Raw genomic sequence first — 13,535 nt, 5'->3', positions numbered from 1 at the left:
ACCAGACGACCAAACTGCCGAATCCGTCCACGACGTAGTAACGAGGGCAGCGGCATGAGCGTCATGGTTGAAGTAGCGCCTGGGCGATATGTCAATGAGGCAACCGCCAGCAAGCTAGGAATGCAGGGGACGGGGAAACGCTACGTGGCGGAAGATCACGTGACTGCGCATGAACCGCCGCCAAGGACAAAAAAGAAAAAAGCGGCTCCGAAGCTTGAAAAGACTCCGCCAGCGAAAGTCATCATGGATGCGACCTTTGACTTGCCGCGTGAGGAACCGCCCGCACCAAAAACGGCTGTTCGCGAATGGCTGGCATCAATGATGAAGGGAGCAACCGTGACGAAAGTTCCAACCGTACCGCAGCCAGAGCCACGAGGATGGAAACCGCGCGAAAGGCCGAAAGCGGCCAATGATAACGAACCGGCCATACCTGTCTGCGAGGCGCTGGTGCGCGACAAGCGGGCTGATGATGCCGCAATGGTTCGGCGTTACATCATGCTTGTCGATGTGGCTGGGCTGCCAGAGGAGGACGTCAAAGCTGAGGTAGGCCATCAGGGGATAGACATTGCCCGGCGCAGAAGCTTTGACGACAATGGCCGGATGCGAGACCACGGAATGCGGGAGTCGAAGAAAGTTGCGATCTCGCGTGGCGTCCGCAATAGCGTTACCGCCGATGACGTTCCCAACCGCACCCAAGCCCCCGCAGTGCCAACGATCGGTGAGGACAGTCTGATTGCCCATATGGATGCGAAGGCCATCCTGGGGCCGCTACGGGCCGCGCTGGGGCCATTGCTTGATGTGTTCGAACTAGCTGCCTTGAGCGGCCTGACAATGACGCAGATCGGGGAGTTTCGCGGGTTCAAAGGCAAGCAGGCCAGCGCCGCTGGCAAGGCGCTGGTATATGCCGCCGTTGATGTGGTTAGGGAAGCGTGGAATCGGGAAAAATGCTTGATGGCGGTTCAGGCAAGCAGGGCAGAAATCAGGGTGCAAGCATCCATAGATGCGACGTACGCGTCAAACCTTATCTATTTTGGCAAGGACATCACCAAGAGGCCGGGAACGATCTATGGCAGGTCGAAGGCGGCTTAAACAGAAAAGGCCCTCCAAGCATTTTGGAGGGCCTTCTGTTAGAACAGCCGACTGATAAACATTGCGACTGAAGCCAAGCTGATCGATAGATCAAGCTTTAGTCGAACTGTCTTCGTCGACTGGCTGGCCTCGAGCAACAAGCTGGCATCCATTGCCTACCTCATTTCTCGTGTGCGTGGCCCTTGATGTAGCCGCCATGCACGCCAGACCCATGTTGAGGACACTTTCTTGAGCCTGGGGCAGTCCTCACGCACGCGGCTATTTCGTTGTTGAATTGGAGGTAGGTTGCGTAGCGGAGACCTGCAAGGGGCCGCAATAAAAAAATACGCGGCTTAGGTCCATATTTCGCGATCTCGTGCGGAGTATAGTGAAGGGGTTCAACCGCTATGCGGTTGCGGTGCACCCCAAACGGCTTGCCGTGGTTATAGATGAAGACACATTTCAAGGCTCGCTACGGCGGGCCTTTTTCTTTTCGGCGGTGGAATAACCGGCCGAAATGGCGAGCCCCTGGTTCCTCGCCGCCCTATGTCGCGCCCACGGCATGGGGCATCCCATCCGCATAGTCCCCTATGCGGTAGTAGCGCCCTTGCGGCGCTCATCCGCTCGCCGGTCTCTCTCCTCGTGCACCGGCGAGCGGGTTTTTCTTTTGCCCTTTAATTCCAAATCTCAAGTTTATGGAGGTGCCCGGATGCGAAAGTCCGCGGTTCAGGAACTACTTGCGCGCCGGCTACGCATTGCTCCGGGTCGCATTCAAGCAATCAGCGAACGGCTTGCAAGCGCTGGCCTGGTCTCAAACGCCGAAGGCAGCAGGCGATACCCGCCAGACCTGTCCGAACCCGAAATCGTCACGCTTGTGCTCGCGGTCATCGCTGACAGTGGCCTTGGCAGCGTGAAGGCAACCGTAGACACGTTCTCGAACTTAACCAGCGCAGGCATTGCCTTCGGGCATGTTCTTCAACGTGTGCTATTCGGCCGCCCGGTGGATATCGCTCACGTCATCGTCCGTCAGGACCCGGCCGGCGTGTCCGCTGTTCTCAACGGCAATCATGCCGTCTATGGGGCCGAGGCACCCGAAAAGGCTGCAACGAACGCTCGGATCATTCCGGGCGACGCGCTGATTGCCATCGCAGCAGAACTGCAAGGCCAGAACCTCCAACAGGCTGACGCGCTGGTTGAATTGATAAGAATTCGGAGGGCCATGCATGTCTCGGCCTGACGAACTGATCGCCCAAATCCTCGCTGTAACCCAAGCGGAGAGCGATCCGATTGCAGTCGAAATGGCTGCGATCACAAGAAAGCATCGAACACCCGAACAGTTTGCGGAGCATCGCCGATTACATCGGCTGGCCCGTAAGCATGTCGAATCCGTCGATGCGCATAACAAGCAAAACCCCGAAAAGCCGATGCAATACCAGCCCTCTTTGCTGGCCTATCTGCATGCATTTTCTTATGTCGAAAAGGACACTTAATGTCTAATCTTTCTGAGATGATTGCCGAGCTCGGCGAGAGCTTCAACGCCAAAACCGGCGATCTTTCCTCCCGTCTTGGCGAACTCGAAAAGCGCGCTGCTCGTGAGCCTTCCGGTGATGTGCTTTATGCCAATGGCGAAACCATCGCCGACAAGATGGTGGAATCCGCAGCCTTCAAGTCGCTGGAAGGTGGCCGCGTCCGTGGCCGGGCGCACGTCGAAATGGCCGCCATCACTTCCGGCAACACTACCGTTGGTACCGGTCGCTCCGCAGCAACTTCGCTTGTGGGTGCTGATCGACGTCCCGGCATTGTTACACCTGCCGAGCGCGTCCTGACCGTCCGTGACCTTATCGCTCCGGGCGAAACCAGTGCAGGCTCAATCGAATACGTCAAAGAGACGGGCTTCACGAATAATGCCGCGCCTGTCGCTGAAACGACGCAGAAGCCTTACTCCGATCTGACTTTCGATCTGGTGACGGCTCCCGTCCGTACGATTGCCCACCTGTTCAAACTGTCGAAGCAGATCATGGACGACGCGCCCGGTCTCGTCAGTTACGTCAATGTCCGCGGTACTTCGGGCCTGAAGCTTAAGGAAGAAAACCAGCTCCTCTTCGGCGACGGTACAGGTCAGAACCTTTTGGGCCTGATTCCACAGGCGACGGTGTTTGACGAAACGCTGCGCTCTACCGGCGATACCCGCGTTGACACTCTGCGCCGCGCTATCCAGCAGGTACGCCGCGCCGAATACCGTGCAAGCGGCATTATCATGAACCCGGACGATCTGGCGGACCTTGAACTGACCAAGGACGCCGGCGGCAATTACATCATTGTCGATCCCGTTGAAGGCGGTCAGGGTCGAGTGTGGCGTCTGCCTATCGTGGACACCACCGCAATGCCAGCAGGTCAGTTCCTTGTAGGTGCGCTTGATACGGCTGCCCAACTGTTTGACCGTCAGCAGGTGATCTTCGAAATCTCGACGGAGAATGCCGACGACTTCGAAAAGAATATGGCGACTGCCCGCATCGAAGAGCGTCTGGCTCTTGCCGTGTATCGTCCGGAAAGCATCGTTACCGGTCAGTTCGAAGCCTAATCACGTTCAGGCGCCGTGAATGTCCGGCCTGCCCAGTCGGTGAGTTGTGCGGCGCGGCGCCGATCCTCCTGATAGCGCTTCACAACGTGGGCACGCCCGCGACCAGAGTCCCCAGCAGCAATGCGCGTGGTCGCGGCATTATTTTTCCAACAAGGAGATTTCAATGCCGGTAGGCAAACTAAAGGCCTGGCGTAACGGCTATGGCTTTCTGACAACGGACAACGGTTCAGACATGTTCGTCCATATCACCGCATTCCAATTCGCGGGCGAACAGCCAGAAGTTGGCGCCTTTTACTCGTACAAGGCCGGGATGTTTAAGGACAAGATTATCGCGACCCATCTGAAGCGTGTGGACGAACATGCCGACGGGTAAGGTTCTGCTTTTCAATCATGGCTACGGCTTCATCGCTGCCGAGCCTTGCAACGTTTTCTTCCATCGCTCTGTCATCGACGGCGACACGCCGAAAGCCGGCGATACCGTCCGTTACGACGCCGTACCAAGCGGCATGAACAGCCCGAAGGCAACCAGCGTGCGGCTCATCGATCCCGAAGTGCTGGCCGAGGCCGAGCGAGTGTTCGGGGCGTCATGAGTAGAGGTGAAAGCGCTGCTTGGCAGCACCTGTATAAGCGGTCGCGATGGCTCAAGATGCGTGAGCGACATCTGATGCAGTCGCCCTTGTGCGTTTATTGCTTTGAATTTGGCGACGTGGAGCCTGCCACGATTTGTGATCATCGCACCCCGCATAGAGGGAGCGAGGATCTCTTCTGGGACACCGACAATCTCATGTCCCTGTGCAAGCCCTGTCATGATCGGATCAAGCAGCGCGAGGAACGCGGAGAGAAGGTCATCCGATTTGGCGCGGACGGCTACCCCATCGAGTGACCACCCACCCTATGGGGGGAATCGAAGTCTGGAAGCCGCTCGCTCTAGGAGCGGGCTGGGCCCATCGCACATACTCGCGTTGCCCCGGTTCAAAAAAAAATTGGAGGCTGAATGCCGAAAAACCCCACAAATGCGGCGATAAAGCCGCCAAGCCATCTTAAAAAACCCACTCAAAAATGGTTCGAAAGTGTTGTTGACGACTTCGATCTAGAACCACATCACGTCAAGTTGCTCACGCTTGCCGCGGAAGCGTGGGACAGATCGGTGGCAGCTCGAAGGGTCATTGATAAGGACGGTCTGACCTATCTGGATCGATTCCAGCAACCAAAAGCCCGCCCTGAAGTCGCAATTGAACGAGATTCCCGCATCGGTTTCGCACGGCTCATTCGCGAGCTTGCCCTTGATTGTGTGGAATCGCCGGAAACGCCTCGTGTGCCGCGCACTGCCGACTACGGGAATAGGCGCTGATGCCCGTTCGTCGCAAAGCCGATAGACGACGCACGGCGTTCGTCTTTGACATTTGGGAGGAATACCTGGAGACCGGCGTCGACATGTTCTCCGATCTTCACCACGCGGGGGTCACGGTCGATCACGAGCCGCCCTCGCGCGAACTGGCCGAACAGGCTTGGCGGGCATTGGGCCGTCAAGTCGTAGATATTCATGGTCCCGATTGCTGGGGCGCACGCGAATTTGGGCAACCCTGATGCCGGTCAGGAAAAGACATAATCGGCGATCTGACCGCATCGATTTCGAGATCACGCCTGAAATTCGCGAGGCTTTTGAAGCCTACATCGCAAGTGAACCGATCGATGGCGGCGGATGGCGAGAACACTGGCACCTACACGACTTGTTGCTTGTGGCCGGTGCTTTGAAGCTGCCGTATTGCCCGCCCTGCTGCTTTCACCCACAGGATCGCGGAATCCGCTGGCAATACCTGCCGCACGCCGTGGCCATCTATCGTCACTTATCACAATAGCAGCCCGCTCGGAGCGGGCTTTTTCTTGAGGAACACTCACATGGATGACCTTCCTAAATTGGTCGACGACATGACCCACCGAATAAAAGAGATTCAGCGGTCGCCGCAATCGGCGCACGGTATTGATCACCGCACACTCGTCAATCTCCAAAACAACGCCAGACGTAATGCCCCGAAAAACAGGACTATTGATATGACAGAAGTTCCATTTTCTCAGGTCACACAGCCTTTCGGTGATGCTGATTACGTATTTGCTCTATCGTGGGCAGGTGCCCAAGAATGGGAAGACAAGACTGGTCGCAGCCTCTTTCAAACCTTCAACGCCATGGTCACCCATCAAGACGGTCTTGTGTCTGACGTTCGCGAGATTATCCGTATCGCGTTGATTGGCGGCGGCCTTGCTCCTACTGAAGCGCTCAAATTGGTACGGCAATATGTTGAAAATCGACCGCTGACCGAAAGCCTACCGATCGCACTGTCAGCAGTTGAGGCGTTTCTGTTTGGCACTGATGGCGAGAAGCCAGAAACGTCAGCCACCGATGAGTAAGGCGTGGCACGCTTCAGCGGCCTTCAAGAAAAGGCTGGCAAAACTGCCGGCCTCTGTCCTTAAGAAGACCAACGAGGCCATTAAGAAAAATGCCGAGGAATGGACTGATTGGGCGCAGAAAATGGCACCTGAAGATCCGAAAGACGGCGTCCATCTCAAACCTTCTATTCGCCATTACGAGACTGAAACGGGCGGTCAAATCGTTCGAGCGGGTGGTGAAGCAACGACCGTCGATGGCTATGATTATGCCCTGGGTGTCGAGTTCGGCACCGCTCCTCACATCGCTGGTGGCGTGTTCGAAGGGGCTCATCACCCCGGTACATCAGGTCAGCCGTTTTTCTGGCCGTCGTACCGAATGCTGCGCAAGCGCATGTCCAGTCGACGTAGTCGCGCAATGAATTCCGCTATCAAGGATTTCAACAATGGCAAATGAACCAGCGCTTTATGCGCGGATGGAGATGCGCGTCAAGGACGCGGAGAAGCAGCTTGCGAAGTTTGCTCAGCGCCTCGATGGCGAAGCCACCGGGATGGAAAGGCTCTGGGGAAAAGCGACGAAGAATATGGATAACACCATGTCCCGCGGGTTAGCCAAAATGGAGAGCTACCTCTCCAATTTCGGGAAGGGGCTATGGGCGGGTATCGCTGCCGGTGGCTTCGCCGGGATCACCGTAGCAATCCAGAACGTCGCCAAGTCCTTCGCTGACCTGGGACGAGAAGCCAAAATGGCCGGCGTGAACGTCGAGGATTTCCAGCGCTGGCGGTACGTTGCCGACCAAAACCGCATTGGCATCGACGCCCTGACCGACGGTTTCAAAGAACTTTCGTTGCGCGCCAGTGAATACGTCACGACCGCCGGTAAGTCCGGCAGCGCAGCCGATGCATTCCGACAATTGGGGCTTTCCCCACAGGAAGTGCAGGAGCGCATCAAAGACCCGTCGAAGTTCATGCTTGAGCTCATCGACCGGGTGCAGCGCCTCAAGAATACTGCGAAGGGAATCCAGATTTTCGATGAGTTGTTCGGCGGTCAAGGCGGGGAACAGCTCGTTCAGCTCATTGAGCAAGGCCGGGAAGGCATTGCCGCCACGCTCAAGGAAGCTGATGCAATGGGCGTCGTCTTTGATAAGGAATGGATCGAGAAATCTGCAGAGATCGATCGGTCGTTCAATCGGCTGGCTACCACCATGGGCACAGCCGTGAAGGGCGCTATCGTTGAAGCTGCGTCTGCTCTGGAGGCATTCTTGTCTTCTTGGCGAGCGATGGAGAGCAAGACGCTTTCGGGGGTGAATGGTGAACTTGCGCAGCTTGCGACCCGTAAAGAGCAATTGCTTGCGCAGAAAGGCACCACCGAGGATAGCCTACTCAGCATCATCGGCAAAGATGCAGACACGGAGATGCGATCCCTTGACGATAAGATGGCTAAGCTGCAGGCGCGCAAAGACGAGCTGACGGCAACGAAGCTTGACACTATTGTTATTGAGCCTGCCTACAAGCCCTTGGCCGCTCCAACATCTGGCAAGTCTGATGCTGAAAAGGCCCGCGAGAAAGCGGCCAAGCAATCCGAGCGTGAGCGCAAGGCCGTAACCGACCTTATCAAAGAGCTCGAGTTCGAGGCCAGCCTGGTAGGTAAGACAGCCGTCCAGAAGGAACAAATGATCGCGCTTCGCCATGCTGGGGCAGCGGCCACAGAAGCCGAAAAGCAGAAGATCGAATCTCTCGTCGAAAGCACCTATCGCGCAAATGAAGCGCACGAACGTCAGAAAGAAGCCCTGCAAGAGCTCAACGACGCCGGGCGAGACTTCGCCGGTACGTTGGTCGATGGCTTGCTGTCTGGCGCCAAGGCTTCTGACGTTCTTTCGAATGCGCTGGGCCAACTGGCCGACCGCTTCTTGAACTCCGGCCTCGATGCTCTTTTTGGCGGCGGTGGTATAGGTGGCATCATCGGTAGCGTGTTTGGCGGCGGGAAATCAGACCCGTGGGCGGGGTTAAGGCTTGCCAGTGGCGGCCAAGTTCGCGGTCCCGGCGGCCCTCGCAGTGATAGCATTCCCGCTATGCTCTCAAATGGCGAGTACGTAATCAACGCAGCCGCAGCGAAGAAATTTGGACCGCTTCTCGATGCGATCAACGGGGGCAGGGGGCTTAAATTGGCAGGCGGCGGTCCGGTCAGCATGCCCTCCCTGTCGGCTCCGCGGATGCCGGATCTGTCCCGTATCACGAACAACCATAATAACAGCGTGAGTAGCGCGCCTGTCATTAACGTGACGGTCAATGGAGCTAGCGGCGATGATCATGTCCGCAAACTTGTGAATGAAGGCGTCAAGCAAGGTTTGTCGGGTTACGACAAGGGTAGCGCATTTCGGACAGCTCGTGATCTGCGACAGGTCAATATGAGAGGACTGGTAAAGTAAATCTCGGAGAGAAATTCAAATGGACAATTACGAAGAAGCTCTGCGCAACGCGGAGATGCGCGATCGCGCGACAGTTGCCGACGATGGAGGAATTATGGATATCGTTCGCAGTCTCGCAAAACGATAGGCTCCGAACAGTCTTAATGTTGGCGCTTCTGTGCGGAAAGGAAAAGCAACGGATAAAATTGTGCCAGTTGGTGCGGCGGCACTTCTGGCTAAGGGGTTGTTATTCAATAATTTATAGACCACATTTTAGTTGCGGACTCGTGTGAAATAAAAAGTCAAGACGCCATCTATTAAAATCGCAAAGAATCGCATTATCTTTAGAGTGAATTAACGCTCGGCCCAGTGACCGGGCTATTTGCATATGCATCAACATAAGGAGGGGTAGCGCAATGACCTTTGCCATGCATGCTAATGACCGTCCTAATCGAGATGAAGCCCGAGTTAAGGCTAGGGAACTGACTAAGGTTTTTTCCGTTCCGTCCATACCAGTTGTAGAAGTCGCTGAGATGAACGGCGTTAATGTCGTTTTCTCCGATATGGGCAAGTTTTCTGAGGATGTCGCGGGTTTGCTCGACTTTAAAGCTCGGAGAATCTATGTAAACAAGGCCGATCATCCCAATCGCCAGCGGTTTACAATCGCTCATGAACTAGGACACTGGATGCTTCACAAAGCTGCATTCGAGGCGAATCCAGGCGCATATCCAGTACTGCCGCGTTTCCAAAAAGTTGAGGCGAGCAACGCATTTGAACAGGAAGCAAATGCGTTTGCGTCAGAGCTTCTTGTCCCAGATCATCTTTTGAAACAAGTGCTCGGCGCTCCTGTGTCGGCCTTAGCTGATGTATTTGACGTTAGCCGCACCATGATGGAAATCCGCCTACAGAATGTCAGATAAAGGGAACCCGAGCCCAGCGGACATTCTGGATGAAATTCTCAGGCAAGGCACACAGGTTCCGACTGACCAGCCGGAGCCTGTTTCGCAAATTGAAAGTGACCCAGACAGCATCGATCGAGAGCTAGATTTTGAACGGCTGAAGGCATTCAAGAACCATCACGACAGCAAGAAACAATGGTCAGACTTCATGATAGATGTCATGACGATCCTCATTGGATTCCAAATGGTCTTGCTGATTATGGTTGGCTTTGGTTGGTGGGATTTTTCTAAATACGAATGGCTACTTCCATTGTTGTTGGTACAAAATTTTGCACAGATCGTAGGACTAGCGCTTGTTGTTGTCAGGTCGTTGTTTGACAGCTTCAAGGAATAACTGATCATTTCGAATTAACATCTTCTCAAGGCCCCGCAGTTGCGGGGCTTTTTCTTTGCAGGAAATCCCCATGAACAAAACAACGTTCTTCGCGTATGCGAGGCGCGTTTTGGGGCGTCTCACTTGGGATTCCTGTGAACATCGGGCTGCTGTTGAGCGGCGCATGTTGCGCGAGTGCTTCATTACGAGCAAGCTACCCTGGGGCGAGACAGGGAGATAAATGCAACCTAACTCACCAAAGCGAGATGGTAATCCCCCCGTTTTTAACGGGGCTCGTCAGTAGAATTCACGCGGCCATTTTCAGTTTCTGTGCGGGCGTTACGCCGCCGATGCCCATATTGGGACGTTCGTTGTTGTAGGTCCATAGCCACTGCGTGGCAAATTCCTGCGCCTCCTCAATGCTTTCGATGATATATTGGTCGAGCCATTCATTCCGAACGGTGCGATTGTAGCGCTCAACATACGCATTCTGTTGTGGCTTGCCGGGTTGGATATGGCTCAAGGCGATGCCTTGGTTGGCAGCCCATTCCATCAGTTTGCCACTGACGTATTCCGGCCCATTATCAACACGAATTGCGAATGGTTTGCCGCGCCATTCGATGATCTGGTTGAGGCTGCGGATGACGCGTTCGGCAGGCAGCGAGAAGTCTACCTCAATGCCCAGACCTTCGCGGTTGAAGTCGTCCAGGACGTTCAGCAGCCGGAATTGCCTTCCATCCTCCAGCCGGTCGGCCATGAAATCCATGGACCAGACCATGTTCGGCGCATCTGGCACGGTCAGAGCATCGGGCTTGTCCCGCTTCAACCGCTTGCGCGGCTTGATCCTGAGGTTCAATTCAAGCTCACGATAGATGCGGTAAACGCGTTTATGGTTCCAGTGATGCCCCCGGACATTGCGCAGATAAAGGAAACACAGACCGAAGCCCCAGGTCTTCTTTGCCCGCGTCAGTCCGATCAGGAGATCGGCAATCTGCCCGTTCTCGTCGTTCAGCCTGGCGCTGTAACGATAGCATGTCTCGCTGACCTCGAAGGTGCGGCAGGCAAGCGCAACGCTCACCCCTCGCAACGCCACTGCTTTCCCGGCCATCTCCCGGCGTTGAGATGGCCGTGTCACTTTTTTCCAAGAGCCTCTTTAAGCAGTTCCGCCTGCATGCTCATCTCCGCATACATCTTCTTCAGGCGACGGTTTTCGTCTTCCAGAGCCTTCATCTGACTGATCATCGAGGCATCCATGCCACCGTATTTGGATCGCCATTTGTAGAATGACGCAGTGCTCATTCCATGTTCCCGGCATAACTCGGGTACAGGAACGCCGCCTTCCGCCTGGCGAAGGATGGCAAGGATTTGTGGTTCGCTGAATCTGCTCGTCTTCATTAAAATCTCCTCGATCATATAGCCCGAGAAAATTCTACTTTTGAAGCCCGTTATTTGGTGGGGGGATTACCAGATCACCATGAATACCATTCCTTATACAGCTTCTCTTTCCTGCGGCGCCTGCGGCACAAAGGGCGTTCGAATTGACGACGATGCGGATGAAAACTCAATCGTTAGATGTAAGAATCCCGACTGCGACACGACTTTCGGCACTTGGGGAGAGGTCCGAAAAATGGTGCGAGAAAAAACAGCAACGAAAGCCAAGGCCGACATCGTTGCATCGCTGAGAAAATCTCTCCGGAAGAGATGACGTGGGGCGCCCTTCGGGGCGCCTTCAGCCGTCAGTAACATCGGAATCGGTGCTTTACCCGTTGATTGCCATCTATCCCTAAAAGTATCTCCGGCGGTTAATCTGAAAAATGGAGCGACACTTATTGAATAGTTCAAATTTAGTTTGATTCAACCTCGATTTAATTTTACCACTTGTTGATTCAGTAAATGGCTCGGGGCACGTTAAATGGCTAAGATCGAAAAATTCACAATAAGAAACTTTAAAGGAATCAGCAGCACCACCATTGATCTTTCGTCTCGGCTCAAGAATGATGTACTAACATTCATTGGTCTGAATGAAAGTGGTAAAACAACTGTACTAGAAGCCATTTCGTATTTCGTCACATCGGAACGCGAGAATAGTACGATATTTGAAGGTCCATACGCCCAAAGGCAGATTGCCTCTCTAATTCCAATTCATCAGCAAGCTGCCTTCACTGATTCCATTGAAATAGATGCAACTGTAGTTCTGGATGCGCAAGACAAGGAGGTGATAAGGTCTCTCTTTGAGACTGATGGGCTCAATCTCGATATTGAAAGTATTCCTGATAAATTCAAAGTTCAGAAAGCAATGAAGTTTACCAATAGTAAACCTACTGGGAGTTCCAATTATTGGATTGGTATACAGAGCCTGAGGGTTTCTAGAGGTAAAAGCAAAAAGTATATTGATTATCAAAGGCCAAAGAAAGATGAGCCGCGGCGCGATCTTTGGCTAGAGATGACTACTGCGATTAGTGAGAGGCTGCCAAGAGTAACGTATTTTCCAACTTTCTTGGTTGATCTACCCTCAAAAATATACTTGAAGGAGCATGAAAACGAGCGGCCAGTTAATAGGTACTACAGAAATGTTATTCAGGACATCTTGAAATCCATTGACAATAAACTGGATTTAAATACGCATGTTATTCAGCGAATACTGGATTTTAAAGAGGCGGACGGCACCCAGTCTTGGTTTTCTAAATTTTTCTCTCAAGTAGATAGAAGGCCTGTAGAATCTGTATTTCAGAAAATATCTGCCGCGATTACTAAAGAGGTCTTAGGCAATTGGCAGCGGGTCTTCAATACGCCCGTCGGCGCCAAACAAATTACTATAGATTGGAATATCGACACGGAGAATGGGGACATTCCATATTGCACGTTTAATGTCTCGGATGGAGAGTCGCTTTATCAAATAGATCAGCGTTCATTGGGTTTTCGGTGGTTCTTTTCATTTCTGCTCTTCACCCGGTTTAAAGCCGCAAAAGAGAGGGCCACCATATTTTTGTTCGACGAACCGGCGGCAAACCTGCATGCAAGGGCACAAGCACAGCTTTTGGAAAGCTTCCAAAGAATTGTCGACGATGGCAATATGGTTTTTTACTCGACCCATAGTCATCATATGATAAATCCTCGATGGCTGTCCGGTGCATTCATTGTCGAGAACGAAGCCATTAATTATGATAGTGCGGATTACGCTACTTCGTTTTCGGTAACCCCCACGCGCATCAAAGTTTCCAATTACAGAGATTTTGTCAGTCAGCAGCCCGACAGAATGTCGTATTTTCAACCGGTGCTTGAGCGGCTGCAGTATCAAGAGCCAATATTGGTTGGTAATGGACCACAAATATTAGTGGAAGGAATTACGGATTTTTATCTGTTTGAGTACGTTCGGTTGAAGTCTAAAAAGTTCCCCAATTTACGTTTTCTGCCGGGGTACGGTGCAGCATCCCTTAACAACGCGATAGGTAGAGCAATGTCTGAGGGGCGTAAGTTTCTGATACTACTCGATGATGATAAAGCCGGAAAGTCTTCAAAGGATAAGTACCTCGCTGACTGGTCTCTATTTGACGGCGTCGCTAATACACTCGCCGACATAGACCCGAAGCTATCCGGGAAAAAACTAGAGGATCTAATACAGCAAGAGACGAAAGAAAAAATTAAAAAGAGGTTTGATGGAAAATCAGGTAAGCGGCAGATTAACTTTTATCTAGCGGAATGTTTATCTTCTCTGGAAGACGACGCGATTGACAGTGATACGTTTAACTTGATCCTTGATATTGTTAGTAACGCCTACCAAAAGCTTAATGCGTGAAAATCTGTTGACCATCAAATTTGCGTGC

General features: G+C 53.2%; 17 protein-coding genes. 15 read left to right on the top strand and 2 right to left on the bottom strand.

The window, feature by feature from the left end:
* Window positions 1-54: 54 nt before the first annotated feature.
* From FG152_RS13470 to FG152_RS13435, 8 genes are all read left to right on the top strand, one after another.
* Window positions 55-1,089 (top strand): hypothetical protein, encoded by a 1,035-nt coding sequence (locus tag FG152_RS13470; protein WP_498986841.1) that lies wholly within the window; start codon window positions 55-57, stop codon window positions 1,087-1,089.
* A 688-nt stretch (window positions 1,090-1,777) separates the two neighbouring features.
* On the top strand, window positions 1,778-2,305 hold the full coding sequence (locus tag FG152_RS13465; RefSeq protein WP_498986838.1) for a hypothetical protein: 528 nt from the start codon (window positions 1,778-1,780) through the stop codon (window positions 2,303-2,305).
* A complete protein-coding gene (locus FG152_RS13460; protein WP_498986836.1) occupies window positions 2,292-2,558 on the top strand; it encodes a hypothetical protein in 267 nt (88 codons plus the stop codon). The genes FG152_RS13465 and FG152_RS13460 overlap by 14 nt, the downstream gene beginning before the upstream one ends.
* The gene (locus tag FG152_RS13455; RefSeq protein ID WP_498986834.1) at window positions 2,558-3,649 is read left to right on the top strand and encodes a phage major capsid protein; all 1,092 of its coding nucleotides are present in this window, start codon (window positions 2,558-2,560) and stop codon (window positions 3,647-3,649) included. The genes FG152_RS13460 and FG152_RS13455 overlap by 1 nt, the downstream gene beginning before the upstream one ends.
* A gap of 163 nt (window positions 3,650-3,812) precedes the next feature.
* Window positions 3,813-4,022 carry a S1 domain-containing protein gene (locus FG152_RS13450; RefSeq protein WP_498986831.1) on the top strand — a complete coding sequence of 70 codons (210 nt, stop codon included), beginning with the start codon at window positions 3,813-3,815 and terminating at the stop codon, window positions 4,020-4,022.
* Complete coding sequence (locus tag FG152_RS13445; RefSeq protein ID WP_498986829.1) at window positions 4,009-4,239, top strand: cold-shock protein; 231 nt, start codon at window positions 4,009-4,011, stop codon at window positions 4,237-4,239. The genes FG152_RS13450 and FG152_RS13445 overlap by 14 nt, the downstream gene beginning before the upstream one ends.
* Window positions 4,236-4,532 carry an HNH endonuclease gene (locus tag FG152_RS13440; RefSeq protein WP_498986828.1) on the top strand — a complete coding sequence of 99 codons (297 nt, stop codon included), beginning with the start codon at window positions 4,236-4,238 and terminating at the stop codon, window positions 4,530-4,532. The genes FG152_RS13445 and FG152_RS13440 overlap by 4 nt, the downstream gene beginning before the upstream one ends.
* 111 nt (window positions 4,533-4,643) lie before the next feature.
* A complete protein-coding gene (locus FG152_RS13435; protein ID WP_498986825.1) occupies window positions 4,644-5,000 on the top strand; it encodes a P27 family phage terminase small subunit in 357 nt (118 codons plus the stop codon).
* On the opposite strand, the gene FG152_RS13430 is transcribed toward FG152_RS13435, so the two are convergent.
* Complete coding sequence (locus FG152_RS13430; RefSeq protein WP_498986822.1) at window positions 4,982-5,194, bottom strand: hypothetical protein; 213 nt, start codon at window positions 5,192-5,194, stop codon at window positions 4,982-4,984. The genes FG152_RS13435 and FG152_RS13430 overlap by 19 nt on opposite strands.
* Before the next feature lie 41 nt (window positions 5,195-5,235).
* Here FG152_RS13430 and FG152_RS13425 point away from each other — a divergent pair, with 41 nt between their 5' ends.
* The 6 genes from FG152_RS13425 to FG152_RS13400 all read left to right on the top strand — a co-directional run bounded on the left by FG152_RS13425 (window position 5,236) and on the right by FG152_RS13400 (window position 9,732).
* Window positions 5,236-5,508, top strand: a complete 273-nt coding sequence (locus FG152_RS13425) for a hypothetical protein (protein WP_498986820.1) — start codon at window positions 5,236-5,238, stop codon at window positions 5,506-5,508.
* A 40-nt stretch (window positions 5,509-5,548) separates the two neighbouring features.
* The gene (locus tag FG152_RS13420) at window positions 5,549-6,055 is read left to right on the top strand and encodes a gene transfer agent family protein (RefSeq protein ID WP_498986817.1); all 507 of its coding nucleotides are present in this window, start codon (window positions 5,549-5,551) and stop codon (window positions 6,053-6,055) included.
* Window positions 6,048-6,488 (top strand): HK97 gp10 family phage protein, encoded by a 441-nt coding sequence (locus tag FG152_RS13415; RefSeq protein WP_498986814.1) that lies wholly within the window; start codon window positions 6,048-6,050, stop codon window positions 6,486-6,488. Before FG152_RS13420 ends, FG152_RS13415 begins: the two co-directional genes overlap by 8 nt.
* Window positions 6,478-8,460: a hypothetical protein gene (locus FG152_RS13410; protein WP_498986810.1), complete on the top strand. Its 1,983-nt coding sequence runs from the start codon at window positions 6,478-6,480 to the stop codon at window positions 8,458-8,460. The genes FG152_RS13415 and FG152_RS13410 overlap by 11 nt, the downstream gene beginning before the upstream one ends.
* A gap of 395 nt (window positions 8,461-8,855) precedes the next feature.
* The gene (locus tag FG152_RS13405) at window positions 8,856-9,359 is read left to right on the top strand and encodes an ImmA/IrrE family metallo-endopeptidase (protein WP_498986808.1); all 504 of its coding nucleotides are present in this window, start codon (window positions 8,856-8,858) and stop codon (window positions 9,357-9,359) included.
* Window positions 9,349-9,732, top strand: coding sequence for a hypothetical protein (locus FG152_RS13400; protein WP_498986805.1), 384 nt, complete (start codon window positions 9,349-9,351; stop codon window positions 9,730-9,732). The genes FG152_RS13405 and FG152_RS13400 overlap by 11 nt, the downstream gene beginning before the upstream one ends.
* Before the next feature lie 286 nt (window positions 9,733-10,018).
* On the opposite strand, the gene FG152_RS13395 is transcribed toward FG152_RS13400, so the two are convergent.
* Window positions 10,019-11,106, bottom strand: a protein-coding gene (locus tag FG152_RS13395) for an IS3 family transposase (protein ID WP_086000475.1) whose coding sequence is annotated in 2 segments (ribosomal slippage) — window positions 10,019-10,845 and window positions 10,845-11,106 — 1,089 coding nt in all. Because the reading frame shifts where the segments join, the coding sequence is not laid out codon by codon here.
* A gap of 517 nt (window positions 11,107-11,623) precedes the next feature.
* Here FG152_RS13395 and FG152_RS13390 point away from each other — a divergent pair.
* Window positions 11,624-13,507, top strand: a complete 1,884-nt coding sequence (locus FG152_RS13390) for an AAA family ATPase (protein WP_498986803.1) — start codon at window positions 11,624-11,626, stop codon at window positions 13,505-13,507.
* Window positions 13,508-13,535: the final 28 nt, after the last annotated feature.

Origin of the sequence: Ochrobactrum sp. XJ1 (assembly GCF_024701725.1) — a bacterium.
GTDB lineage: Bacteria > Pseudomonadota > Alphaproteobacteria > Rhizobiales > Rhizobiaceae > Brucella > Brucella anthropi.
This window is presented reverse-complemented; position numbering and strand designations above follow the sequence as displayed.

Excerpts from the sequence above, each read along its gene's own strand:
- FG152_RS13410 (WP_498986810.1), top strand. The coding sequence starts at position 6,478 with ATGGCAAATGAACCAGCGCTTTATGCGCGGATGGAGATGCGCGTCAAG.
- FG152_RS13420 (WP_498986817.1), top strand. The coding sequence starts at position 5,549 with ATGGATGACCTTCCTAAATTGGTCGACGACATGACCCACCGAATAAAA.
- FG152_RS13460 (WP_498986836.1), top strand. The coding sequence starts at position 2,292 with ATGTCTCGGCCTGACGAACTGATCGCCCAAATCCTCGCTGTAACCCAA.
- FG152_RS13450 (WP_498986831.1), top strand. The coding sequence starts at position 3,813 with ATGCCGGTAGGCAAACTAAAGGCCTGGCGTAACGGCTATGGCTTTCTG.
- FG152_RS13465 (WP_498986838.1), top strand. The coding sequence starts at position 1,778 with ATGCGAAAGTCCGCGGTTCAGGAACTACTTGCGCGCCGGCTACGCATT.
- FG152_RS13405 (WP_498986808.1), top strand. The coding sequence starts at position 8,856 with ATGACCTTTGCCATGCATGCTAATGACCGTCCTAATCGAGATGAAGCC.
- FG152_RS13390 (WP_498986803.1), top strand. The coding sequence starts at position 11,624 with ATGGCTAAGATCGAAAAATTCACAATAAGAAACTTTAAAGGAATCAGC.
- FG152_RS13440 (WP_498986828.1), top strand. The coding sequence starts at position 4,236 with ATGAGTAGAGGTGAAAGCGCTGCTTGGCAGCACCTGTATAAGCGGTCG.
- FG152_RS13415 (WP_498986814.1), top strand. The coding sequence starts at position 6,048 with ATGAGTAAGGCGTGGCACGCTTCAGCGGCCTTCAAGAAAAGGCTGGCA.
- FG152_RS13400 (WP_498986805.1), top strand. The coding sequence starts at position 9,349 with ATGTCAGATAAAGGGAACCCGAGCCCAGCGGACATTCTGGATGAAATT.
- FG152_RS13470 (WP_498986841.1), top strand. The coding sequence starts at position 55 with ATGAGCGTCATGGTTGAAGTAGCGCCTGGGCGATATGTCAATGAGGCA.
- FG152_RS13425 (WP_498986820.1), top strand. The coding sequence starts at position 5,236 with ATGCCGGTCAGGAAAAGACATAATCGGCGATCTGACCGCATCGATTTC.
- FG152_RS13455 (WP_498986834.1), top strand. The coding sequence starts at position 2,558 with ATGTCTAATCTTTCTGAGATGATTGCCGAGCTCGGCGAGAGCTTCAAC.
- FG152_RS13430 (WP_498986822.1), bottom strand. The coding sequence starts at position 5,194 with ATGAATATCTACGACTTGACGGCCCAATGCCCGCCAAGCCTGTTCGGC.
- FG152_RS13445 (WP_498986829.1), top strand. The coding sequence starts at position 4,009 with ATGCCGACGGGTAAGGTTCTGCTTTTCAATCATGGCTACGGCTTCATC.
- FG152_RS13435 (WP_498986825.1), top strand. The coding sequence starts at position 4,644 with ATGCCGAAAAACCCCACAAATGCGGCGATAAAGCCGCCAAGCCATCTT.